Below are 22,328 nucleotides of genomic sequence, written 5' to 3' on the forward strand. Positions count from 1 at the left end.
CCGAAATCGCCGAAGCGATGCAGGTTCCAACTCGATTTCTTGGCCTTCACTGTCGCGCGCGATTGGCCGCTCACCATCGAAAATATCGCCACGATCCGGCCCCACGGCACAAAATTACGCCCGATCCGGACGACGCTGCGAACGCTACGTTATTCCCCTCGAACGCCGGTTCCGGGCGCTGGACTCGGGGCGCCTTACCCCATTAAGCCACCGCATCTCCTCTCTTGCCGAAAGGCTTTCCTTGATGATCCGTAGCGTCCTTTTCGTATCCCTGCTCGCGTCCGCCGCGATCCCGGCCTTCGCCGAGAATTCGAAGCCGCAGCCCGTGCCGTTCGTGAACACTATCCCCGATGCGCGCGACATTCCCTATCCGGGCACGATCACGCTCGACATCGACGCGACCGACATCAAGCGCGGCATCTTCACGACGAAGGAGACCATCCCGGTCGCCAAGTCGGGCCCGATGGTCCTGCTCTTCCCGAAATGGCTGCCCGGCGCGCATTCGCCGCGCGGCGAACTCGACAAGGTGGTGAACCTGCACATCCGCGCCAACGGCAAGGAGATCCACTGGACGCGCGATCCGGTCGACGTCTACGCCTATCATATCGATGTGCCGTCGGGCGCGAAGTCGCTCGATATCGGCCTGCAATTCGCCTCGTCCACCGCGAGCGACCAGGGATCGATCGTCGTCTCGCCGGAGATGCTGCGCCTGCAGTTCAACTCGATGAGCCTCTATCCGGCCGGCTATTTCACCCGGCAGATCCCGGTGAAGGCAACGGTGAAATATCCCGATGGCTGGCACGCCTCGTCGGGCCTGCCGTCCAAGGCGGTGGGGTCGACCTACACCTACGAGCCGACCAACTATGAAGTGCTGGTCGATTCCCCCGTGCTCGCCGGCCGCTACTATAAGGGCTGGGCGCTCAGCCCGCGCGTCAACCTCAACGTCTATGCCGACAATGCCGAGGAACTCGTCGCCACCCCCGATCAGATCGACGCACACAAGCGCCTCGTCGAGCAGGCCGTGAAGCTGTTCGGCACGCAGCATTACGACAAGTACGAATTCCTGCTGTCGCTGTCGGACCAGATGGGCGGCATCGGCCTGGAGCATCACCGCAGCTCCGAGGACGGGGTGAAGCTCGGCTATTTCCTGAAATGGAAGGACGGCCCGGGATCGCGCAACCTGCTGCCGCACGAATATACCCATAGCTGGGACGGCAAATATCGCCGCGGCGCCGATTTGTGGACACCCGATTACCGCACCCCGATGCGCGGATCGCTGCTGTGGGTCTATGAGGGCCAGACCCAGTTCTGGGGTTACGTTCTCCAGGCGCGCTCCGGCCTGGTGTCGAAGCAGGACACGCTCGACCAGTACGCCGCGATCATGGCGATCCTCGACAATCGCCCGGCGCGCAACTGGCGCAACATGGTCGACACCACCAACGATCCCGTCATCTCGCAGCGCCGGCCTAAGGGCTGGCTCAGCAACCAGCGGTCGGAGGATTATTACAATGAAGGCCTGCTGATCTGGATGGAGGTCGATTCGATCCTGCGCAAACAGTCCGGCGGCACCAAGTCGATCGACGATTTCGCCGGCACCTTCTTCCGCGGCAAGGACGGCGACTGGGGCCAGGTCACCTATAATTTCGACGATGTCGCAGCGACCCTGAACGGCATCCAGCCCTATGACTGGGCGGGCTTCCTCAAGAAGCGCATCACCGAGACGGGCGAACCCGCCCCGCTCCAGGGCTTCATCAACAACGGCTACAAGCTGATCTACACCGACGAGCCGACACCGTCGTTCAAGCAGGCCGAAACGACGGCCAAGCGCACCGACCTCAGCTATTCGCTCGGCCTCGCGCTCAGCAACGAAGGCGCCGTCACCGGGGTCACCTGGGACGGGCCGGCCTTCAAGGCGGGCATGACGGTCAGCGACACGATCGTGGCGGTCAACGGCAAGGCCTGGTCGGCCGATGCGATCAAGGCCGCGGTCACCGACGCGAAGGCAGGCAAGGAGCCGATCGTGCTGCTGGTCAAGGCAAACGACCGCATCGCGCCGGTGAGCATCGACTATCATGGCGGCCTGCGCTATCCGCGCCTCGAAAAGATCGGCAGCGGCGAGGGTGGCCTCGATACGCTGCTGACGGCAAAATAGGAGGGGAGCACCCCCACTCGTCAGCCCCGAGCCTGCCGGAGCCCTTTTCGGGCGTTCGGCAGGCTCGGGGCGGACGGCCTCGAGAGACCAGGATCCCATGAACATCGATTTGATCTCCATCGGCGACGATCCGCCCAACAGCCTCAATGTCATCATCGAGGTGCCGGTCGGCGGCGAGCCGGTGAAGTACGAGTTCGACAAGAAGTCGGGCGCGCTGTTCGTGGATCGCATCCTCCACACGCCGATGCGCTATCCGGCCAATTACGGCTTCGTGCCGCACACCTTGTCGCCCGACGGCGATCCGCTCGACGCGCTCGTCATCGCGCGCTCGCCCTTCGTGCCCGGCTGCGTCGTGCGCGCCCGCCCGATCGCGGTCCTGAAGCTGGAAGACGAAGCCGGCGGCGACGAGAAGCTCGTCTGCGTGCCGGTCGACACCACTTTCCCTTATTATTCGGACGTGGGCGAGCGCGGCGACCTGCCCGAGATCGTGCTCGCGCAGATCGAGCATTTCTTCAAACACTACAAGGACCTGGAGTCCGAGAAATGGGTGCGCATCGGCCAGTGGGGCGATGCCGAGGAAGCCAAGCGCATCGTGATCGAGGCAATCGCCGCAGCCAAGGCCGCCAAGAAGGCGAAGAAGGCCAAAAAGGGATGATCCGCGGGTGACGCCCCGGACGGCCTGGAGAGGATGCGCGGCGGCGGGGATCGTCGCCTTCATCTGCTCCGCGTCGTTCGGGCGCATCCCCGGCATGGCCGCGTGCGGCCCGGCGGGCGATCTCGGGCCGATCATCGCCTTCGAATTCGCCCGCACTCAGGCCGACATCGCCGCGCTGTTCGGCAGCGAACCTTGCACCGCGACGCTGGTCGCCGCGCAGAAGACGGGCCTGCTGCTCGACGCGCTGGGCTTCATTCCTTTCTACACCGCGTTCCTGATCCTCGGCGTCATCGCCGCGGGATCCCGGCGGCGGGTGCAGATGGCGATGATCGCGATCTTCATGGTCGCGGCCGTCAGCGACCAGATCGAGGGCGGCATATTGTACGCGATCCTGCGCGATCCGCCGGGCACGCCCGCCTTGCTCGGCGCCTTGTGGTGGGCAGTGCATGTGAAGTTCGCGCTGCTCGCGCTGGGCACGATCGGCATCGCCGAGATACTGGCCCGTGGGCGGCGGCTCTCGCGCCTCTTCGCCGGCTTCATCGCGATGGGCGGCTTGCTCGCCTTGACCGGCCTGATGACGATGCCGAGCAGCTGGATGATGACCGGCTTCCTGCTGGGCTGGGTCAGTTTGCTGATCGCCGCGCTTATTGCTTCTTTTTCTTCGCTTTTCGCGGCGCACGCTGCCCCGCCGCCAGGCCCAGCGACGCCCAGCGCCTGAGCGCGTCGGCGTCGTCATAGACGTCGTCGGGCGCCCGCCTGTAGTTCATCGATTCAACTCGGCCCTCGCTCATCTCATAAGAGAAGCGCTGGCAGCCGGCTTCGTCCCATTCGGCGTCGCTGACCGCATCGGATTTGAACCACGCCCCTTCATCGGAGACGATCGCGAAGATGGTACCGTCGCAATACAAGGTCGCGCCGCCCATCATCTTGCGCATGGTGACGGCGCCGATCGGCTCCATCGCCTCGGCGATCCAGTCCACCAGTCCCTGGTCGAATGCCATCAGCCTTGCTCCTCCGTCAGCATGCTTCTTTACCTTCCCCGGCGGAGGCCGGGGCCCAGTCGGGAAGGCTCAAGTAATTGCGCGCAGCGCCCAACATTATCGTCCCCCAACTGGGCCCCGGCCTCCGCCGGGGAAGAAAGAGGAAATTCTCAATCAGCCTCAACCCTGCGCCGTCAGCTTCAGCCCCGCAATGCACGCGACCACGCCGAGCATCAGCAGCAGCCGCACCAGCCCGGCCGATTCCCCGTACCACGCAATACCCACGATCACCGTGCCCAGCGCCCCGATCCCGCCCCAGACGATATACGCCGTGCCCATCGGAATCGAACGCGCGGCGACCTCGAGCAGTCCCATCGACAACGCGACCGAGCCGAGGAAGCCGAGCGTCCAGGGCAGGTTCCGGAAGCCGTCGACATGGCGCAGGCAAGTGGTGAAGCCGATCTCGAACACCCCGCCGATGACCAGCAGCACCCAGGCCATCTCAGCCGCGCCCCGCGAGCCTGGTCAGCGCATCGCCGGACACACGGTTGACCGTCCAGTCGTCCATCGGCACCGCGCCCATCGCCTTGTAGAACTCGATCGCCTTCTCGTTCCAGTCGAGAACGGCCCATTCGAAGCGGGTGCAGCCCCGGTCGACTGCGATGGCCGCCAGATGCCGCAACAAGGCCGCGCCGACCCCCTGGCCGCGCGCGTCGGGCGTCACGTACAGATCCTCGAGATACAGGCCGCGCCAGCCGGTCCAGGTCGAGAAATTGTGGAAGAACAATGCCATGCCGAGCGGCGTACCGTCGCGCTCGGCGATCACTGCCTCGGCGACCGGACGGTCGCCGAACATCGCGTCATGCAGCAATTCCTCGGTCGCGACGACCTTGTCGGCCTCGCGCTCGAACTCGGCCAGCTCGCGCACGAAGCGCATGATGGTGGCGACGTCGTCGGGGGTGGCGAAACGAAGATCGGTCATGCGGCAGCCTCAGTCTGTGGGGCGGGAGCGGCCGTGCCGCGAATAGCGGCAAGGCAGCCGGCAATGATCAGCCCGGCCCCCGCCACGGTATAGAGCGAGACATGCTCGCCGAACACCAGCCAGCCAAGGATCGCGGCCCAGATGAAAGCGGTATATTCGACCGGCGCGAGGACCTGCGCCTCCGCCCGGCCATAGGCCCAGGCGAGCGCCGCCGCCGAAAAGGTGCCGAGCAGGGTCGCAACCCCGATCGCGGGCAATTGCGCGACCGTCGGCATCACCGCGAACCAATGGGCGCCGAGCAGGAGCAGCGTGCCGATAACGCCGCCGGTGAACAGGGTCACTTCCACCGGGTCGGCGACCTGCGCCTGCTTGCGCAGCAGGATCAGGCTGTAGCCATAGAGGAAAGACGCCAGGATGATCGCGCCCGACCCCATCAGCGTGTCGCTCGACGCGCCCGCTTTTGCCTGTCCCCAGGCGATGACGAGCACGCCGATGCTGGCGATCGCCGACCCCAGCATGGCGGCGCGCCGGATTCGCTCACCCAGCATCGCCGCCGCCAGATACAGCGCGACCAGAGGAGCAAGGAAGGTCAGCGCCACGCCCTGCGCCATCGGCACGCGGACAAGCCCCCAGAAAAACAGCAGTACCGACACGCCAGCCGCCAGCCCGCGCAGGATGTGCAGCTTCAGCGCCCTGCGCTCCGGCCAGGCATTGCCGCGGATCAGGAAGATCGTGCCGGTCAGCGCAGCACCGGCGAGCGAGCGCCACAGCACCGCACTATAGGCGCCGCTGGCGATGCTCAGCCCCTTCATCACCGCGTCCATCATCGCATAGGTGAAGATGCCGAGGGTCGCGACTGCGAAGGCGATGGTCGACGCCGAATAGCGGGGCGACGGGCTCATGCCGGCTGCCGGTCGCGCGGAGTGCTGCCGGTCAGCAGGGCAAGCGCCGCCAGGGCCGCGAGTCCGACCAGCGCCCGCGCCACGCGATCGCGCGCATCGTTGCTCATGGCAGGTCCCCCGGTGAACGCCGCCTCAGGCGGCGGCACGTGCCTCGTCGGCCGCGTCGATCTCGGCGGCCTTCGCCTCGACCAGCTTGACGATATGCTCGATCATATCCTCGCTCTGAACGGTGTGGTCGGTGACGCCCGACAGATAGACCATGTGCTTGCCGTTGCCGCCGCCGGTGAGGCCGATATCGGTCTCACGCGCTTCGCCGGGGCCATTGACCACGCAGCCGAGCACCGACAGCGACATCGGCGTGCGGATATGCTGGAGCCGTTCCTCGAGCGCCTGCACCGTGCGGATCACGTCGAAGCCCTGGCGCGCGCAGCTCGGGCAGGAGACGACGCGCACGCCTCGGTTGCGGATGCCGAGGCTCTTCAGGATCTCGAAGCCGACGCGGACCTCTTCCTCGGGCTCGGCCGAGAGCGAGACGCGGATCGTGTCGCCGATGCCGTACCAGAGCAGGGAACCGATCCCGATCGCCGACTTGACCGTGCCACCGACGAACCCGCCCGCCTCGGTTATGCCGAGATGCAGCGGGCAATCGACGACCTCGGCAAGTTGCTGATAGGCAGCGACCGCGAGGAACAGGTCCGACGCTTTCACCGCGACCTTATATTCGTGGAAGTCGTGGTCCTGCAGGATCTTGATATGATCGAGCGCACTCTCGACCAGCGCCTCGGGGCAGGGCTCGCCATATTTCTCGAGCAGATCCTTTTCCAGGCTCCCCGCGTTTACGCCGATACGGATCGCGCAGCCATTGGCCTTGGCGGCGTTGACCACTTCGCGCACCCGCTCGGCCGAGCCGATATTGCCTGGATTGATGCGCAGGCAGGCAGCCCCTGCATCGGCCGCCTCGAGCGCGCGCTTATAATGGAAATGGATGTCCGCGACGATCGGCACGCGGCTGGCACGGACGATCTGCTTCAGCGCGGCGGTGCTCTCCACATCGGGGCAGGACACCCGGATGATGTCGACGCCGGCATCCTCGCAGCGGCGGATCTGGTCGATCGTCGCCTTCGCGTCGGACGTGAGCGTGTTGGTCATCGTCTGCACGGTGACCGGCGCATCGCCGCCGACGGGCACGTTGCCGACCATGATCTGGCGACTCTGACGGCGCGTGATGTCGCGCCAAGGACGAATGGACATGGAATACCTCGCTTCACCGAGCCATATAGCGTCGCCTTCGCGCCTGCGAAAGCGCGAGCCTCAGTCCTGCACCGAATCCCGATAGCGGCGGCTGCCGCGCAGGCTGGTGCCGTCGGCGAGCGTCACGGTGAAGTCGCCGCTCCGATCGGTTTCGACCCGGCGCACCGCGGCGCGGCGGACGAGGCGGCTGCGGTGAATCTGGACAAAGGCCGGGCCAAGTTCCGCCGCGACCGCCGCCAGCGTCGCGCGGTGCAGCAGGGTGCGGCCGGCCCAGGCCAGTTCGACGTAATTGCCGGCTGCATTGACGTGATCGATCTCGTCGACCGGCACCTGGTGCGTCACCGCGCCGTCCGCAACCTTCAGGATATGCGGCGGCTCAACATCGGTCGCGGGCACCGCCGCACGCATCACCAGCCATCGACTGGCCGCGGCAAAGCCGACAAACTGAAAATAGGACGCCAGATCCTTGCGATATTCGTAGAGCAGGCGATCCGAGGCCTTGCTGAAGAACCTATAGTGGCTGCCCTCCGCAGCGTAGTAGAGCTTCCTGAGTTCGATCATCAGGCCGATATGCCAGAGCGACAGCGGCACGCTGGCGAGGAGGATCAGCCCCACCGCCACCGGCCAGGAGAAGCGCGGCGGGCCGATATGCCTTACCAGCCACCAGATCACGGGCGCCGTCGTCAGCCAGGCGAGGATGCTGGTCGCTTCCCAGATCCAGACATGGGTCCGGGTTTCGTGGACGCCCGCAAGGGCGAAGTCGCTCAGCGTCGATTCGACGTTGGCCACCATCACTGCAGCCAGGGTCAGCAGGAAGCCGGCACCAAGCACGAGGGCGAGCCGGCGCTGTGCACCGTTCATCCCGCCTCCGCCGCCGCTCGTCCCCGTCACTATCGCCATCGTCCCTGTGGTACCGCCTTCCGCCCCTTCCCGATACCGGGCCAGACGAGCGCTCGCTAGCCGTGATCCATCGACCACGGAGAGACGCGATGGAACGACATTACGGAATGGACTGGCTGCGGATCGGGGCGTTCGGCCTGCTGATCTTCTATCATGTGGGCATGGTCTTCGTGACCTGGGGCTTCCACGTGAAGACCGCCGACCCGGCCGATTGGGTCGCGGTGCCGATGCTGCTGACCAATGCCTGGCGGCTGACTCTGTTGTTCGTCGTATCGGGTTTCGCCAGCCGTGCGCTGTTCGCCAAATCGGCCGGCATCCGGGGATTCCTGCGCAACCGCAATGCGCGGCTGTTGCTGCCGCTCGCCTTCGGCATCGCTCTCATCGTGCCCCCGCAAAGCTGGGTCGAGCTGGTCACGCAGCACGGCTATACGCACGGCTTCCTGTGGTTCCTCACGCACGACTATTTCCGCTTCGGCACGCTCGACGGGATCATCCTGCCGACCTGGAACCATCTGTGGTTCGTGGTCTATCTCTGGGCCTATACCCTCGTCCTTGCCTTGCTGCTGAGCCCGCGCCTCTCCGGCGCGCAGGCGCTGTTCGACCGGGCGTTCGGCGGGATCGGCGTGCTGTGGGTGCCGATCGTCTGGCTGCTCGTGCTGCGCATGGCGCTGTTCCCGGGGGTCGAGGATACGCATGACCTGGTCACCGACGGGGTCGCGCATCTGCAATATTTCCCCGCCTTCCTGTTCGGGTTCGGCCTGGCCGGATCGCAACCGGCGCGGGCGGCGCTCGTGCGCTTCTGGGTGCCCGCGGCGGTGCTGGCGGTGGCGGGTTATGCCGTGGTCGCCTCGGTCGAGATCGCCTATCCCGGTTTCGCCATGCCCTCGCGCTCGATCGCCCGCGCCTTCCACGTCGCGCGCGAGGTGCAGTGCTGGGCCAGCATCGCCGCGCTGATCGGCGTGGCCGAGCGGTTCTGGAACCGTGACGGCGCCTGGCGGCCGATGCTCACCGAGGCCGTCTTCCCCTTCTACCTCATCCACCAGACGGTGATCATCCTCGTGGAATATTGGCTGAAGCCGCTCGGCATCGGACCCGTCGCGGAGTTCGCCATCCTGGTGCCGGCGACGGTCGCGGGCTGCTGGGCCTTCTACCTGATCGGGCGCGAGATCGGCTGGTTGCGGCCGCTGATCGGCCTGCGGCGGAAGGTCAGTCCGAAGCCGGAGGCAGTCGCCGCCGACGTCCAGACCGCCTAGCTCGTCTGGAATCCCAGGCGAGGCGGCCGCCTCGCCCGGGCCACGATCCGCCGTTCCCGGTCACCCCTTGACTAGCCATTGGCGCAGGAAACGCTACATGCGCCCGCATGGAACGGCATTACGGCTTGGACTGGCTCCGCATCGGCGCCTTCGGCCTACTCATCTTCTATCATGTCGGCATGGTCTTCGTGCCGTGGGACTTCCATGTGAAGACCGCCCATCCGCTCGACTGGGTGGCGATCCCGATGCACGCGACCAACAGCTGGCGGCTGATGCTGCTGTTCGTCGTGTCGGGCTATGCCAGCCGGGCGCTGCTGGCCAAGAGCGAAAGCCCGGGCTCCTTCATCGGATCGCGCAACAAGCGGCTGCTGATCCCGTTACTGTTCGGCATGACCATCGTCGTCCCGATCCAGCCCTGGGTCGAGCTGACCACCCAGCATGGTTATGACGGCGGCTTCGGCTGGTTCTGGCTGCACGATTATTTCCGCTTCGGCAGCTTCCACAACCTGATCCTGCCGACCTGGCAGCATATGTGGTTCGTCGGCTATCTCTGGTTCTACACGGTCGCGCTCGCCGCAGCGGTGTGGCTGATGCGCGGGCGCAGCCTGCAGGGGCTGTTCGACGGCATGTTCGGCACCGTCGCGATCGTGCTGGCGCCGATTGCCTGGCTGCTCTTCGCCGACATGTATCTGCTGCCCGGCGGGCGCGAGACGCACGACGTGCTCAACGATGCGATCGCGCATGCCCATTATCTGCCCGGCTTCCTGTTCGGCTTCGCGCTCGCCCGCTCGGGCCCGGCGATGGCGGCGATCGCGCGCTGGTGGAAAGCGGCGGGCGTCATTGCCGTGCTGAGCTACGCCATCGTTGCGGCGATCGAGCTGCGCTGGCCCGGCAGCGGCATGCCCCAGCCCTATGGCTATATCTTCGCGACGGCGCGGGTGATCCAGGGCTGGTGCGCGATCGTCGCGCTGATCGGCATCGCCGAACACTACTGGAACCGCGACCACCCCTGGCGCCGCACGCTGACCGAAGCGGTGTTCCCCTTCTACATCATCCACCAGACGGTGATCGTCACGGTCGAATGGGCGCTGCGCCCCTATGGCTTGCCGCCCTTGGCCGAGTTCGCGATTCTGGTCACGACGACGGTCGCGGGATGCTGGGCCTTCTACCTGGTCGGGCGCGAGGTCGGCTGGCTGCGGCCGCTGATCGGGCTGCGCGGCTTCATCGTGCCCCGGCGCGCGGCGCGATCGGTCGTCCTGACCCCTGTGGAGAGCATGTCGTGACCTGGACGCTGGTGATCCATGGGGGCGCGGGCATGATGACCCGCGAGCGCATCACCCCGGAACAGGATGAAGGCGCACGTGCCGCGCTCGGGCAGGCGCTCGACGCCGGAGCGGCCGTGCTGTCGGCTGGCGGCTCGGCGCTCGACGCAGTGGAAGCCGCGGTGCGGGTGCTCGAGGACGACCCTCATTTCAACGCCGGGCGCGGCGCCGCGCTGACTCATGAAGGCGTCGCCGAACTCGACGCGGCGATCATGGAAGGCACCGGGCGGGATGCCGGTGCCGTCGCCGGCGTGACCGGCACGCGCAACCCGGTAAGCCTTGCCCGCGCAGTGATGGAGCAGAGCCGGCATGTACTGCTCGGCGGCGAGGGCGCCGACCTGTTCTCGCGCGATCATGGGCTGGAGCAGGCCGGCCAGGACTGGCTCGTTTTGCCCGAGCGGCGGCGCCAGCTCGAGGAGTTGCGCGCGCGGGGCGCTGACTCGTTCGACGTCGACATGAAGTACGGCACCGTCGGCGCGGTCGCGCGCGATACCGCGGGCCATGTCGCTGCGGCGACCTCGACCGGCGGCGTCACCGGCAAACGCTGGGGCCGGATCGGCGATTCGCCGCTGATCGGTGCGGGCACCTATGCCGACGACCGGGCAGGCGCCGTGTCCGCGACCGGATCGGGCGAATATTTCATCCGCGCTGGCGTTGCGCACGAGATCTGCGCGCGGGCGCGGTTGACTGGCATGCCGCTCCAGGCCGCGGCCGATGCCGTGATGGACGATGTGAAGGCGCTGGGCGGCCGCGGCGGCGTGATCGTGACCGGGCCGGGCGGCGAGGCGGTGTGGAGCTTCAACACCGCCGGCATGTTCCGCGCCAGGGTGGGATCGGATCTTGCCCGGAGCATCGCGATCTACGGCGACGAATAAGCCGCGCTTCGCTTTCGCAAGCGCGTTCGACCGGGTAGAGCGGCGGGCATGAGTCGCCTCCTCCCCGTTCTCGCTGCCGTCGCGCTTGCCGCCACCGCTTCTCCCGCCGCCGCTTATTGGGAATATGGCCACCAGACCATCGCCCAGATCGCGCGGGCGAACGTGAAGCCGTCGACCCGGATCGCGGTCGACCGGCTGCTGCGCCAGTCGAAGCTGCTCGGGACGCCGACCTGCCCGGCGCGGACAATCGAGGATGCCAGCGTCTGGGCCGATTGCATCAAGACGATCAAGGATCCGGACGGCAAGCGCCCGTTCGACTTCGCCTATAGCTGGCACTATCAGAACGTGAACATCTGCCAGCCGTTCAGCCTGGTCGAGCCGTGCAAGGACGGCAATTGCGTGTCGGCGCAGATCGAGCGCGACGTGAAGCTGCTGCGCGACAAGACAACGCCGGCGAAGGAGCGCGTCCAGGCGCTGGTCTTCCTGATCCATTTCGTCGGCGACCTGCACCAGCCGCTCCATGCCGGCGACAAGACCGACAAGGGCGGCAACGATGCCAAGGCCGCCTACGGCATCCTCTCGACCCCGCGGCTCAACCTGCATTCGATCTGGGACGGCTATCTCGCCGAGCGCGCCATCTCTGCGCCACCGCCACTGGTGCGGCGCTATTCGGCGGCCGAGCGCCGGGAGATGGCGGCGGGCACTGTGACTGACTGGAGCCGCGAGAGCTGGCAGGTCGCGCATGACAGCGTCTATGCCAGCGCGATGAAGGGGGATCCCTGCGCGCCGACGCCGGAACGCTCCATGCTTGACGATGCGACGATCGAATCGCTCGTGCCGGTCGCCCGGCTCGAGGTGGAGCGCGGCGGGCTGCGCCTGGCCAAGCTGCTCGACCAGGCCTTCTCCTAGTCGCGTGATCCCCAGCGCCAGCGCCAGCCACCATCGGTCTTGCGCGCGGCGATCGCCGCGAAGGCAGCGATCAGCGCCAGACCGACAATGACCTTCGACACGTTCCCGGGAAGGAAGCGGATGTCGAGCAGCAGCGCGGCGCAGAAGCCGAGGGTCAACGCCCAACCCTGCCAGGTCACCGGCGTCGCGCCGACGCCGAACAGCTTGGGCGCGAACCAATAGCCCTCGCGCACATCATACCAGCGCTTGAGTGTTTCGAACGCCATCACTGCCTCCTTCAAGCGAACCGCACCAACAAGCCGAGCCCGATCAACACGAGCGAGATCGCGACCAGCCAGGGGAGCCGTGCGCGGGTGGTGAGCATGCCGATCATTCCGTATCTCCTTCGTCCATGAGTCTGGCCGGCCGGCCGCGTTTCGCGCGGACCGGCGCTTCGAGCTTCACGCCGCGCTTCGACAGCGCTTCGCGGATCAGGCATTCGAACTGGGCGTTGACGCTCCTCAGGTCGGCCGCCGCCGAGCGCTCGACCGCCGCGTAGAGCCCGGGATCGAGACGCAGCGGGAACGCCTTCTTGGGAGGAACGCTCACGTCCCGCTTACTGGTAGAGCGTGCCGGTGTTGACGACCGGCTGGGTATCGCGCTCGCCGCACAGCACGACCATCAGGTTGGACACCATCGCCGCGCGACGCTCATCATCCAGCTCGACGACGTTCTTTTCGGACAGCATCTCGAGCGCCATCTCGACCATGCCGACCGCACCCTCGACCAGCGTCCGGCGCGCCGCGACGACCGCCTGGGCCTGTTGCCGACGAAGCATCGCGCCGGCGATCTCCTGCGCATAAGCGAGATGGGTGAAGCCGCATTCGTCGACGGTGATGCCCGCCACGACCAGCCGGGCGATCAGTTCCTGGCGCAGCTCGCCCGAGACCTGGTCATGGTTGCCCCGCAAGGTGACTTCCTGATGTTCGAAATCGTCATAAGGGTAGCGCGCACCGATCGTGCGCACCGCGGCCTCGATCTGGACGATGACGAAGGCCTTGTAGTCGTCGATGTCGAACAGCGCCTGCGCCGTGTCGGTCACGCGCCACACCACTTGCGCCGCGATCTCGATCGGGTTGCCGCGCTGATCGTTCACCTTCAGCCGTTCCGAGATCATGTTGTTCGCGCGGAGCGACACCTTCTTGCGCCCGAGCCAGGGCAGGAGCCAGCGCAGGCCGGTGTTGCGATCCGTGCCCTTGTACGACCCGAACAGGGTAATCGCCGTCGCCTGGTTGGGCTGCTGCATGTAGAAGCCGCACAGGATAAACATGAAGACGAGCACCGCGATCGTCATGACGATCCCGCCCAGTGCCGGATCGTCCTGCATGAGCGACGCGGCGAACACGCCGGCCGCGATGGCGAGCAGCATCAGCAGCAGCATGACATACCCGCTCGACGTCGCGGCGGTGCGCTCGCTCGACAAGGTGAGCGCAGTGTTCCTGGCAACTGAATCCGACATGGGACCCTCCCGTTAATGTGATATCACATTTATATCGGGATTTGCGCGGCCGCAAGCGGAATCGAAAGCGCCGCCGGATCGCGTGATCCGGCGGCGCCAGTAAAGAGTGCCTGAATCCCGGCCTGCGCCGGGATAGCCCGCGACGGGGCTAGTTGAGGACGATGGTCACCGCGCGACGATTCTGGGCCCAGCTCTGCTCGTCCGAGCCGAGCGCGATCGGGCGTTCCTTGCCGTAGCTGATCGTCGAGATGCGCGCCGGGTTGATGCCGCGCGCCGCGAGATAGTTCTTCGCGGCATTGGCGCGGCGGTCGCCGAGCGCGAGATTATATTCGCGGGTGCCGCGCTCGTCGCAATGCCCCTCGAGGCTGACGGGCACGTTCGGCCATTTGGCAAGCCACGCGGCCTGGCTGTCCAGGATCTCGCGGGCGCGGGCGTCAATATCGTATTTGTCGAGCGCGAAGTTGATCGTGTTGCTCGTCACCGACCGTTCGAAATCGGCGCGCGAGCCCGGGACGACAGTGTCCCCGTTGCCCGGGTTGTTGCCCATGTCCTGGCCAGGTGCTGGCGGAATCTGCTTCGGCTTGGGGCTGCATCCAGCGGTCGCGACGAGCGCGGCGGCAACGATGAGCGTGGTCGTCAGTCTGGCCATCTGGCTTCTCCTTCGATCAAAAGTCGTTTCGTTTGCGCCTCGTTCCACCGGCATCGCCTTATGGTTAACGAGAGTCAACGCCGGGATCAGCCGGCGCACGAGGCGCGAATTGCTTCAGGGGCGTAACGGTCCCCAGGACGGATCGGATCCATCCAGGGGCGTCGGAATCTTCCGCTCGTTGACGCCGGTCAGGTCGACCGACCACAAATCGGCAGCGCCGGCCCCGCCGCGATGCGAACGGAAGAAGGTCAGCACCCGGCCGTTGGGCGACCAGCTCGGCCCCTCGTCCTGCCAGTCGTCGGTCAGCAACCGCTCGCCGCCGCCGCCCGGGCTCATCACGCCGACGCGGAAGTCGCCCGAGACTCGGGTGAAGGCGATCAGATCGCCCCGAGGGCTCCACGCCGGAGTCGCGTAACGTCCTCCGCCGAAACTGATTCGTTGCTGGTTCGACCCGTCGGCGTTCATCACATAGATCTGCTGGCTGCCCGACCGATCGCTCTCGAAGGCGATCTTGCTGCCGTCGGGCGAATAGCTGCCGCCGGTGTCGATGCCGGGCGCGTTGGTCAGGCGCTGCGGCGAGCCGCCCGATGCCTGGACGCGGTAGACATCGGTGTTGCCCGCGACCGCCATCGAGAAGACGATCCAGCGCCCGTCCGGCGAGAAGCGCGGGGCGAAGGTGAGGCTGGGATTGTTGACCAGCAGGCGCTGCTTCGCTGTCCCAATATCGTACACATAGATCGCAGGGCGGTCGTTCAGATAGCTCATATAGACGATCGAACGCTGGTCCGGAGAGAAGCGCGGAGTCAGCACGGTCGACTGGCCGTTCGTCAGGAAACGGTGATTCGCGCCGTCCTGATCCATGATCGCGAGCCGCTTGAATCGCTTCGCCTTGGGGCCCGTTTCGGAGACATAGACGATGCGGCTGTCGAAATAGGGCCCTTCGCCGGTCAGCCTTTGATAGACCATGTCGGCGCATTTATGCCCCGCGCGGCGCCAGTCGCCAGGCGAGACGACAAAGCCCTGCCGGGTCAGTTCGCTGCGTGCGAAAACGTCGTAGAGATAGCAGCCGACCGTCAGCGTGCCGTCGCCATTGGCACGGACGAAGCCCTGGACGAGGGTCTGCGCCCCGGCCCCACCCCAATATTCGAACGACGGCGTGGTGACCTCGGGGAAAGCGACACCCTTCAGCCCAGTCGGCGGGACGGGCTTGAAAAGGCCGCTGTTCTTCAGATCGTTGGTCACGATCTGGGCGAGGTCGCGGCCGAGCTTGTCGGTCGGGCCCGCAGGCGTGTTGACCACGGCGGAGGTCGGCATCACCGGGATCGCGATCCCGAGCGGCGCCGAGGTGCCGCCGACCACATCGACCACCAGGCCGCCATCCTGCGCGGCCGGCGCCTGAGTCGTCGTCACCGGGGGCGGCGCGACGGGCGCATCCTGTGCATGGGCCACGAGCGGCGACAGCATGGCGAGCGCGGCGGCCAGCAGGCCGATAGGGGAAGATGTCATCATGGTCCTCATCCCGGAAGTTTGTAGCGGGTGCGAAAACTGTTCCAGCCGCCCGTGCCGCCATAATAGTCGAGCGGCAGCCCCCGGAACGGCGAGCATTGTGTGAAGGCCGCGATCGCGCCCTCGACGACAGGCCCAAGATAGGGCCGGTTCTGGTCATCGACGCCAGACGGACTGCCTACCACTTCCGGCGGCATGGCCAAAGAACCATCACGGTTCAGGTGCAATGCCAGGGTGACTACGATACGTTCGGCGCCCGGTCCGGGCTTTATCTGGCGGTTGGCGCAGGGCTGGATCTGGCGCCGAATCACCGCGGCGATCGCGGCCAGCCGCTGCGGGTCGGGCGCGTCGGCGCGCGGCGCCGCGGTCGTTGCGGGCCGGGACACGGAGAGCGAGGCTTCCTGCCCGCCAGCGCCTGACGCAAGCACCAGAGAGAACGTCGCGGCGCCAATCGATGAGAGGGATCGCAGCATGATGTCCATCATCCCGGCAACTTGTAGCGCAGGCTGAAGACACTCCAGCCATTGGGCACGTCGTAAAGCTCGGCGGGCAGGCCACGCAGCGGCGCGCACCCCTTGAAGGTCGCGATCGCATTGTCGTCGACCCGGTCCTGGTATCGGCCATTCTCGGTATCGATGCCGCTATGCCCGACCACCTGCGGATTGCCGATCAGCGACCCGTCGCGATTCATCCTCAAGCGGATGGTGACGATGATGCGTTCGGCGCCCGGCCCGGGCTTTACCTGACGGTCGGCGCAGGGTTGCACCTGGCGGCGAATCGCCGAGCCTATATCGGCGGCCGCCTGCTGGCTCATCACCGGCGCCTGCGGCGTCACCGATTTGCTGGTCGTGGGCTTGTCCGACAGCCCCTTGAGGAAATCGTCGCCGAGGCGATTGCCGCGCGCGCGCTTTTTGTCCGAAGCCGGATTGCTGCCGGTCCCGGCGGCCGTCGCCGGCTTCTTGCCGGTCGGCGCGGCATCCCGCGTGGGCGGTTTCTTCGACTTGTCGGGAGTCGGGGCGACCGGCTTTTTGGGCTCAGGGACCGCAGCAGGTGCTGGCTTGGGCGGCGGCGCAGCTTTGGGCTGGGGCTTGGGCGGCGCCGGATCGGGCTGCGCTACCTCCTTAGGCGCGGGGGGCGCGGCGTCTTCGGGCAGCCCCTGATCGGGCGCCTTCGATTCGGCGGGCGGCGTGATCGCCTGCGGCGCCTTGGCCACCAGCCCGACCTCGTCGACCAGCGATACGTCGATCGGCACGGCTTTCAGCGTTTCCGGCTCGGGTGGGCGCCAGCCGAACGACAACACACCAAACAACACGGCATGGCCGACCAGCGCGACACCCAGCGCGATCGCTTCGGAGCGCCGCATTGCGCCTAGCCTGCCAGTCGGGCGAAGGTCATTTGCCGTCGTCGCCAATCGTCACCAGCGCGACGCGGTTCAGCCCTGCGCGATTGAGCTCACCCATCACGCGCATCACGCGGCCATAATCGAGGCTCTTGTCGGCGCGCAGGAAGACCTGCGGCGGTTGCCCGCCCTCCGTCTTCGTCGCGAGTTGCTGCAGCACGTCGGGCAATATGTCCTGGCCGACCTCGTCCTCGCCGACATGGATCTTGCCATCGGCCTCCATCGAGATCTGCACCGGCTTCTGATCCTGGTCGAGCGGTTTGGCGCGGCTGTCGGGCAGGTTCACCGGCACGCCCGCGGTCAGGAGCGGGGCGGTCACCATGAAGATGATCAGCAGCACCAGCATCACGTCGACGAGCGGCGTGACGTTGATCTCCGCCATCGGCGTCCGCCGGCCGCGGCTGCGCTGCGAGGGAAGCTGCATCGCCATCTAGAGCTTCCGCCCGTCCGTCTCGAGCTGGCGGCTCAGGGTCGCGTGGAAGCCGTCGGCGAACCGATTGAGCCGCGCCTCGATCCGGTTGATACCGTGGCTGAAGCGGTTGTAGGCGATCACCGCCGGAATGGCCGCGAACAGGCCGATTGCCGTCGCGAACAGCGCCTCGGCGATGCCGGGCGCGACCACGGCCAGCGAGGTGTTCTGCGCCGAGGCGATGCCGGTGAAGCTGCGCATGATGCCCCAGACCGTGCCGAACAGGCCGACGAACGGCGCGACCGCGCCCACGGTGGCGAGGATGTTCAGCCGGTCAGACAGCTTGTCGATCTCGCTGGCGACCATCGAGCCCATCGCGGTCGCGAGCCGCTCACGCGTGCCCTCGCGGTCGATCGCACCGCTGGCGGTCGAGCGGCGCCATTCCTTGACACCCGCCGAGAAGACTCGGGCAATCGGCAAGTCGCTGTCGCCCTGGATGCGGTGAAAGGCGTCCACGTCCTCGGCCTTCCAGAAATCGCGCTCGAACTTGTCGATCTTGCGGCGCGTGCCGCCGATCCGACGCCAAAAGGTCAGGATGATCGCCCAGGTCCAGACGCTGGCGATCAATAATCCCAGCATCACGACCTTAACTACCAGATCGGCCTGGAGAAAAAGCGCGATCGGCGACATCGTCGCTGCGTCGGTGTTGAAGATCAAACTGCTCACTCTTCCTGGTCCCCTTGGTCAACGAGGCGCTGAAATGCCTCGAGCCATTCTTTTGGTTGCCGTTTCGGCTTGCCCGATACCCCGACCAGTGCCGCGGTCACTTCCGCTTCCGTCAGTATCTCAGCACCGCGCATGACTCTCTGATGAATATCGACCGACGCGGCGCGAACTTGTCTCAATCTGGTAAGCACGATCAACGCATCGTCGAGCCGCGCAGGGCGGCGATAGCGGATCGCCAGGCTGCTGACGGCATAGGCGCCCTCGCCCGCTTCCTGCACCGCGCGCTGGTCGATCCCGGCGAGCCGCAGCATGTCGGACCGGGCGCGCTCCATGTAGCGCAGGTAATTGGCGTGATAGACCACGCCCGACAGATCGGTGTCCTCGAAATAGACGCGGACCGGGAATCGATGCTCGATCCCGTCGAAGCGGCCTTCGACCGGTTGATCCTGTTGCGGCGTCGCCATGTCCCATCGTCCTAACCGAGCGATTCATCGGAAGGAACCCCGTTCGCCGCAGCGAAGGTTCGCCTCGTCCCCAAGGTGAGCCTCGGCTTGACAGCAAAGTAACCCATGGGTTACCTGTAACCTCAGGGTTACAAACGGGGATTCGAAATGACCGATCAGACCGATCTTGCCGACCGCATCGCCTGGGGCCGCGCCCGCGCCGCGACCGTGATGGCGGTAGTGTTCGTTGCCGCGCAGGCAGCCAGCTTTCCCGATAGCGTGTCGCTCAACCGGCCGCAGACCATCCACCTCGCCGCGTGGATCGTCTGGGCTGCGGCATTGCTGTTTTTCCTCGCCTTCGCCGGCGGCCTGTTCCGCGGTGCGCGAATGCGCGCACTGCTCAACGACGAGACCACGCTCGATCACCGCAAGCGCGCGATGGCGCTCGGCTTCTGGGGGGCGATCGGCACCGCCGCTCTGGTCTACGCCATCAGCTTCTACGAGCCGATCTCGGCGCGCGAAGGCGCCCGGCTGATCATCACCTTCGCCATCGCGCTCGCCCTGCTGCGCTTCGGTACGCTCGAGCGGCGAGCATTGAAGGATGGCTGAGGGGCTGCTCAACAGCCTGAAGGACGAACGTGCCCGGCTCGGCCTGACTCAGGCCGAACTGGCCGACCGTGTCGGGGTCAGTCGCAAGACGATCAACACGGTCGAGAACGGCGTGTTCGTTCCTTCCACCACCCTGGCGTTGAAGCTCGCCCGGGCGCTGGACAAAAGGGTCGAGGACATCTTCCAGCTCGCCCCGGAAGAATGATCGGCACACCATCTGGACGGCTGCGTACTTTGTTCTAGGTTGCCGCGCATGACCGAACCCGCCCTCAGGATTCGCGGCCTTTCCAAGAGTTTCGATAAACCGGTGATCACCGGCCTCGACCTGGAGATCGGCGCGGGCCAGCTTTACGCCCTGCTCGGCCCGAACGGCGCCGGCAAGACCACCACCTTGCGCATGGTGACCGGCCTGACCCGGCCGGACGCCGGCACGATCCATATCTACGGGATCAGCGCACGGCAGCACCCCAATGAAGCCAAGGCGATCACGGCGTGGCTGCCCGACGAGCCGATGCTCTACGACAAGCTGACGCCGAGCGAATATCTTGCCTTCGTCGCCGGGCTGTGGCGGATGGACCCGGTGGTCGCCGCGGACGAAGCCGATCGGCTGCTCCACTGGCTCGACCTGTGGGACGAGCGCGACACGCGGTGCGAGGGATTCTCGCGCGGGATGAAGCAGAAGGTCGCACTGGCGGGTGCGCTGATTCACGACCCCAAGCTGCTGATCCTCGACGAGCCGCTGACCGGGCTCGACGCCGCCATGGCGCGCGCGGTGAAAGACGCATTGCGGGCGCAGGTCGATGCGGGCAAGACCGTGATCGTCACCACCCATATCCTGGAAGTGGCGGAGCGCATGGCCGACCGGATCGGCATCATCGCCGGCGGCAAGCTGCTGGCCGAAGGGACGCTCGAAGAGCTCCGGACCAGCGCGGGCACTGAGGGCCAGACGCTGGAGGATACGTTCATCCGTCTGACGAGCGGCGCCTGATGCCTGGGTTGAGGCCGGCACCAGGCGGCTTCGCCTGGCTCGCGCTGCACGAGATCCGCCTCGGCTGGCGGATGCGGCCGAAGAAGGGCGCGACGCGCTGGCTCGGCTATGCGCTGATGCTGGCTTGGCTGGCGTTCGGCTGCTTCCTCGGCTGGGTGCTGCGCGACGAACCGATCCCGCCGCTGCCCGCCATCATGACCGGCGTGCTGGCCGGCAGCATCGTCGCCTTCAGCTTCATGACCACCCAGGCGATCATCGGCAGCCAGCGTACGCTTTACGAGAATGGCGATCTCGACCTGCTCTTCTCCGCACCGATCGAAGGGCGGACGGTGCTGCTCGCCAAGCTGCTCGGCATCACGGGCACCATTGCGCTCACCTATGCGGTGCTGCTGCTGACCCTGGTGCTGCCGATCGCGATCCTCGGCCATCCGCAATTGTTCGGGCTGGTTGCCCTGCTCGGCGCGCTTGCGCTCGCGGCCGCGGCGATCGGGCTTGGCATCACGCTTGGCCTGGCCAAGCTGGCGGGGCCACGCGCGGCGCGCACCGTCGGCCAGATCGCCGCGGCGCTGCTCGGCGGTGCCTTCTTCATCATCTCCCAGCTCGCCAGCCATGGCGACAAACGCCAGTCGAGCATATCGATCCTGTTCGATCGCTTCACTGAAGACGGCGTGGGCAATAGCGGCCTCTCCGGCCTGCCCGGCCGCGCCGCCTTTGGCGATCCGGTCGCGGTGATCGTCCTGCTCGGCATCGGCGTGGCGCTATTCGCGCTGGCCGGGGTGACGCTGCAGCGGATGTTCCTGACCGGCTATCAGGACGGCGGCACGCGCCTGTCGCGGGCAAAGCCGACCGGGCGGGCGACCAACCAGCTGTTCCATGCCGGCCTGTTCCGATCGGTCTTCGCAAAGGAATGGCGGCTGCTGGCGCGCGATCCGGCCCTTATCTTCCAGATCCTGCTACGCCTTATCTATCTCGCGCCGATTGTCTTCGTCGCGTTCGGCCGGAACAATCATGTCCCGATGGCGCCGGGTCTCGCCTTTGCCAGCGTGCTCCTGGCCGGGCAGCTGGTCGGCAGCTTCGCCTGGCTGACCGTCTCCGCCGAAGATGCGCCCGACCTGATCGCGGTCGCCCCGGTCTCCAAGGTCTCGATCGACCGGGTCAAGCTGATGGCCGCCTTCGCCATGGCAGCGCCGATGGGCTTGATCCTGCCGGTGGCGATCGCGCTCCAGTCGCCGCTGGGCGCGCTGGTCACCTTGCTGTGCACCGCGATCGGCGGTGCCGCGGCCGGCTATATCGAGCTCAAGCTGGGCAAACCGGCCCAGCGCAGCGCCTTTGCCAGAAGGCGCTCGGGATCGGTGGTCGGGGGCATCCTGTCGATTATCGTCGCGATGATCTTCGGCGGGCTTGCCGCGGTGGCAGTCTATTTTCTCGGCTGACGCGGGCTGCCTTGCCGGGCTAGCTTCATGCATCCGAATCAGTCCCCAGGAGAGAGAAGATGGTCGATCGGCCCACCAACGGCGTCACCCCGTTCCTGACGATCCGCGGCAAGCGCGGACAGGAAGCGCTCGATTTCTACACCCGCGCGTTCGGCGCCGAGGTAACCGAGAAGAATCTGGCCGAGGACGGCCAGCGGCTGCTGCAGGCCGGCCTGAAGATCAACGGCGGCTGGATCATGCTCTCCGACGAATTCCCCGAATGGCGCGGCTATGACGAGCCCGAGCCCAAGGGGGTGGGGCTTCACCTGCAGGTCGACGATGCCGATGTCTGGGCGGAGCGCGCGGTCGCGGCGGGCGCCACCGTCACCATGCCGGTCGACAACCAGTTCTGGGGCGACCGTTACGGCCAGCTCACCGATCCGTTCGGGCATCTCTGGTCGATCGGATCGCCGATCAAGGAATAGATGCTCCTTTCGTTCGGACTCGA

At 66.4% G+C, this 22,328-nt stretch carries 28 protein-coding genes; 12 read left to right on the plus strand and 16 right to left on the minus strand.

Annotation, left to right across the window (positions count from 1 at the left end; genetic code table 11):
- The first annotated feature begins 244 nt into the window (after nt 1-244).
- The 3 genes from WC729_RS25260 (at nt 245) to WC729_RS25270 (ending at nt 3,525) form a co-directional block, all read left to right on the plus strand.
- A complete protein-coding gene (locus WC729_RS25260) occupies nt 245-2,152 on the plus strand; it encodes a M61 family metallopeptidase (RefSeq protein ID WP_372857231.1) in 1,908 nt (635 codons plus the stop codon).
- A 97-nt stretch (nt 2,153-2,249) separates the two neighbouring features.
- Complete coding sequence (gene ppa / locus WC729_RS25265; protein WP_372857232.1) at nt 2,250-2,807, plus strand: inorganic diphosphatase; 558 nt, start codon at nt 2,250-2,252, stop codon at nt 2,805-2,807.
- 7 nt (nt 2,808-2,814) lie between these two features.
- A complete protein-coding gene (locus tag WC729_RS25270) occupies nt 2,815-3,525 on the plus strand; it encodes a hypothetical protein (protein WP_372857233.1) in 711 nt (236 codons plus the stop codon).
- On the opposite strand, the gene WC729_RS25275 is transcribed toward WC729_RS25270, so the two are convergent.
- The 6 genes from WC729_RS25275 to WC729_RS25300 form a co-directional block, all read right to left on the minus strand.
- The gene (locus WC729_RS25275; protein ID WP_372857234.1) at nt 3,452-3,808 is read right to left on the minus strand and encodes a TfoX/Sxy family protein; all 357 of its coding nucleotides are present in this window, start codon (nt 3,806-3,808) and stop codon (nt 3,452-3,454) included. The genes WC729_RS25270 and WC729_RS25275 overlap by 74 nt on opposite strands.
- Before the next feature lie 159 nt (nt 3,809-3,967).
- On the minus strand, nt 3,968-4,288 hold the full coding sequence (locus tag WC729_RS25280) for a multidrug efflux SMR transporter (RefSeq protein WP_372857235.1): 321 nt from the start codon (nt 4,286-4,288) through the stop codon (nt 3,968-3,970).
- A 1-nt stretch (nt 4,289) separates the two neighbouring features.
- Nucleotides 4,290-4,769: an N-acetyltransferase family protein gene (locus WC729_RS25285; RefSeq protein ID WP_372857236.1), complete on the minus strand. Its 480-nt coding sequence runs from the start codon at nt 4,767-4,769 to the stop codon at nt 4,290-4,292.
- The gene (locus tag WC729_RS25290; protein ID WP_372857237.1) at nt 4,766-5,671 is read right to left on the minus strand and encodes a DMT family transporter; all 906 of its coding nucleotides are present in this window, start codon (nt 5,669-5,671) and stop codon (nt 4,766-4,768) included. Before WC729_RS25290 ends, WC729_RS25285 begins: the two co-directional genes overlap by 4 nt.
- A 132-nt stretch (nt 5,672-5,803) precedes the next feature.
- Nucleotides 5,804-6,922, minus strand: coding sequence for a flavodoxin-dependent (E)-4-hydroxy-3-methylbut-2-enyl-diphosphate synthase (gene ispG / locus WC729_RS25295; RefSeq protein WP_372857238.1), 1,119 nt, complete (start codon nt 6,920-6,922; stop codon nt 5,804-5,806).
- A gap of 60 nt (nt 6,923-6,982) precedes the next feature.
- Nucleotides 6,983-7,783, minus strand: coding sequence for a LytTR family DNA-binding domain-containing protein (locus WC729_RS25300; RefSeq protein ID WP_372857239.1), 801 nt, complete (start codon nt 7,781-7,783; stop codon nt 6,983-6,985).
- Between the two features lie 128 nt (nt 7,784-7,911).
- On the opposite strand from WC729_RS25300, the gene WC729_RS25305 reads away from it, so the two are divergent.
- From WC729_RS25305 to WC729_RS25320, 4 genes are all read left to right on the plus strand, one after another.
- On the plus strand, nt 7,912-9,075 hold the full coding sequence (locus tag WC729_RS25305; protein WP_372857240.1) for an acyltransferase family protein: 1,164 nt from the start codon (nt 7,912-7,914) through the stop codon (nt 9,073-9,075).
- Between the two features lie 107 nt (nt 9,076-9,182).
- Entirely contained in the window at nt 9,183-10,358 is a 1,176-nt protein-coding gene (locus tag WC729_RS25310; RefSeq protein WP_372857241.1) for an acyltransferase family protein, read from the plus strand.
- Nucleotides 10,355-11,272: an isoaspartyl peptidase/L-asparaginase family protein gene (locus WC729_RS25315; RefSeq protein ID WP_372857242.1), complete on the plus strand. Its 918-nt coding sequence runs from the start codon at nt 10,355-10,357 to the stop codon at nt 11,270-11,272. The genes WC729_RS25310 and WC729_RS25315 overlap by 4 nt, the downstream gene beginning before the upstream one ends.
- Nucleotides 11,273-11,320: 48 nt before the next feature.
- A complete protein-coding gene (locus WC729_RS25320; RefSeq protein ID WP_372857243.1) occupies nt 11,321-12,181 on the plus strand; it encodes a S1/P1 nuclease in 861 nt (286 codons plus the stop codon).
- Here the strand turns inward: WC729_RS25320 and WC729_RS25325 are convergent.
- The 10 genes from WC729_RS25325 to ybgC all read right to left on the minus strand — a co-directional run bounded on the left by WC729_RS25325 (nt 12,178) and on the right by ybgC (nt 18,832).
- Nucleotides 12,178-12,447, minus strand: a complete 270-nt coding sequence (locus WC729_RS25325; protein WP_372857244.1) for a hypothetical protein — start codon at nt 12,445-12,447, stop codon at nt 12,178-12,180. The two genes, WC729_RS25320 and WC729_RS25325, sit on opposite strands and share 4 nt — an antisense overlap.
- A gap of 103 nt (nt 12,448-12,550) precedes the next feature.
- Nucleotides 12,551-12,769 (minus strand): toxin-antitoxin system HicB family antitoxin, encoded by a 219-nt coding sequence (locus WC729_RS25330; RefSeq protein ID WP_372857245.1) that lies wholly within the window; start codon nt 12,767-12,769, stop codon nt 12,551-12,553.
- A gap of 7 nt (nt 12,770-12,776) precedes the next feature.
- Nucleotides 12,777-13,679, minus strand: a complete 903-nt coding sequence (locus WC729_RS25335) for an SPFH domain-containing protein (RefSeq protein WP_372857246.1) — start codon at nt 13,677-13,679, stop codon at nt 12,777-12,779.
- A gap of 148 nt (nt 13,680-13,827) precedes the next feature.
- Complete coding sequence (pal, locus tag WC729_RS25340) at nt 13,828-14,328, minus strand: peptidoglycan-associated lipoprotein Pal (protein WP_372857247.1); 501 nt, start codon at nt 14,326-14,328, stop codon at nt 13,828-13,830.
- A gap of 114 nt (nt 14,329-14,442) precedes the next feature.
- Nucleotides 14,443-15,834, minus strand: a complete 1,392-nt coding sequence (tolB, locus tag WC729_RS25345) for a Tol-Pal system beta propeller repeat protein TolB (RefSeq protein WP_372857248.1) — start codon at nt 15,832-15,834, stop codon at nt 14,443-14,445.
- A gap of 8 nt (nt 15,835-15,842) precedes the next feature.
- On the minus strand, nt 15,843-16,316 hold the full coding sequence (locus WC729_RS25350; protein WP_372857249.1) for a hypothetical protein: 474 nt from the start codon (nt 16,314-16,316) through the stop codon (nt 15,843-15,845).
- Complete coding sequence (locus WC729_RS25355; protein ID WP_372857250.1) at nt 16,316-17,197, minus strand: cell envelope biogenesis protein TolA; 882 nt, start codon at nt 17,195-17,197, stop codon at nt 16,316-16,318. The genes WC729_RS25350 and WC729_RS25355 overlap by 1 nt, the downstream gene beginning before the upstream one ends.
- 28 nt (nt 17,198-17,225) lie before the next feature.
- A complete protein-coding gene (gene tolR / locus WC729_RS25360) occupies nt 17,226-17,663 on the minus strand; it encodes a protein TolR (RefSeq protein ID WP_372857251.1) in 438 nt (145 codons plus the stop codon).
- The gene (gene tolQ / locus WC729_RS25365; RefSeq protein WP_372857819.1) at nt 17,664-18,332 is read right to left on the minus strand and encodes a protein TolQ; all 669 of its coding nucleotides are present in this window, start codon (nt 18,330-18,332) and stop codon (nt 17,664-17,666) included. It abuts the gene before it with no gap.
- A gap of 32 nt (nt 18,333-18,364) precedes the next feature.
- A complete protein-coding gene (gene ybgC, locus WC729_RS25370; RefSeq protein WP_372857252.1) occupies nt 18,365-18,832 on the minus strand; it encodes a tol-pal system-associated acyl-CoA thioesterase in 468 nt (155 codons plus the stop codon).
- Between the two features lie 147 nt (nt 18,833-18,979).
- Here ybgC and WC729_RS25375 point away from each other — a divergent pair, with 147 nt between their 5' ends.
- From WC729_RS25375 to WC729_RS25395, 5 genes are read left to right on the plus strand one after another with little or no spacing between them, the layout of a single operon-like run.
- On the plus strand, nt 18,980-19,420 hold the full coding sequence (locus WC729_RS25375) for a hypothetical protein (protein ID WP_372857253.1): 441 nt from the start codon (nt 18,980-18,982) through the stop codon (nt 19,418-19,420).
- Nucleotides 19,413-19,625, plus strand: coding sequence for a helix-turn-helix transcriptional regulator (locus WC729_RS25380; protein WP_372857254.1), 213 nt, complete (start codon nt 19,413-19,415; stop codon nt 19,623-19,625). The genes WC729_RS25375 and WC729_RS25380 overlap by 8 nt, the downstream gene beginning before the upstream one ends.
- Nucleotides 19,626-19,673: 48 nt before the next feature.
- Nucleotides 19,674-20,408 (plus strand): ABC transporter ATP-binding protein, encoded by a 735-nt coding sequence (locus tag WC729_RS25385; RefSeq protein ID WP_372857255.1) that lies wholly within the window; start codon nt 19,674-19,676, stop codon nt 20,406-20,408.
- A complete protein-coding gene (locus WC729_RS25390; RefSeq protein WP_372857256.1) occupies nt 20,408-21,841 on the plus strand; it encodes a hypothetical protein in 1,434 nt (477 codons plus the stop codon). The genes WC729_RS25385 and WC729_RS25390 overlap by 1 nt, the downstream gene beginning before the upstream one ends.
- A 59-nt stretch (nt 21,842-21,900) precedes the next feature.
- Nucleotides 21,901-22,305: a VOC family protein gene (locus tag WC729_RS25395; RefSeq protein ID WP_372857257.1), complete on the plus strand. Its 405-nt coding sequence runs from the start codon at nt 21,901-21,903 to the stop codon at nt 22,303-22,305.
- Nucleotides 22,306-22,328 lie beyond the last annotated feature (23 nt).

Source organism: Sphingomonas sp. (assembly GCF_041661825.1).
In the GTDB taxonomy this organism is placed as follows: domain Bacteria; phylum Pseudomonadota; class Alphaproteobacteria; order Sphingomonadales; family Sphingomonadaceae; genus Sphingomonas.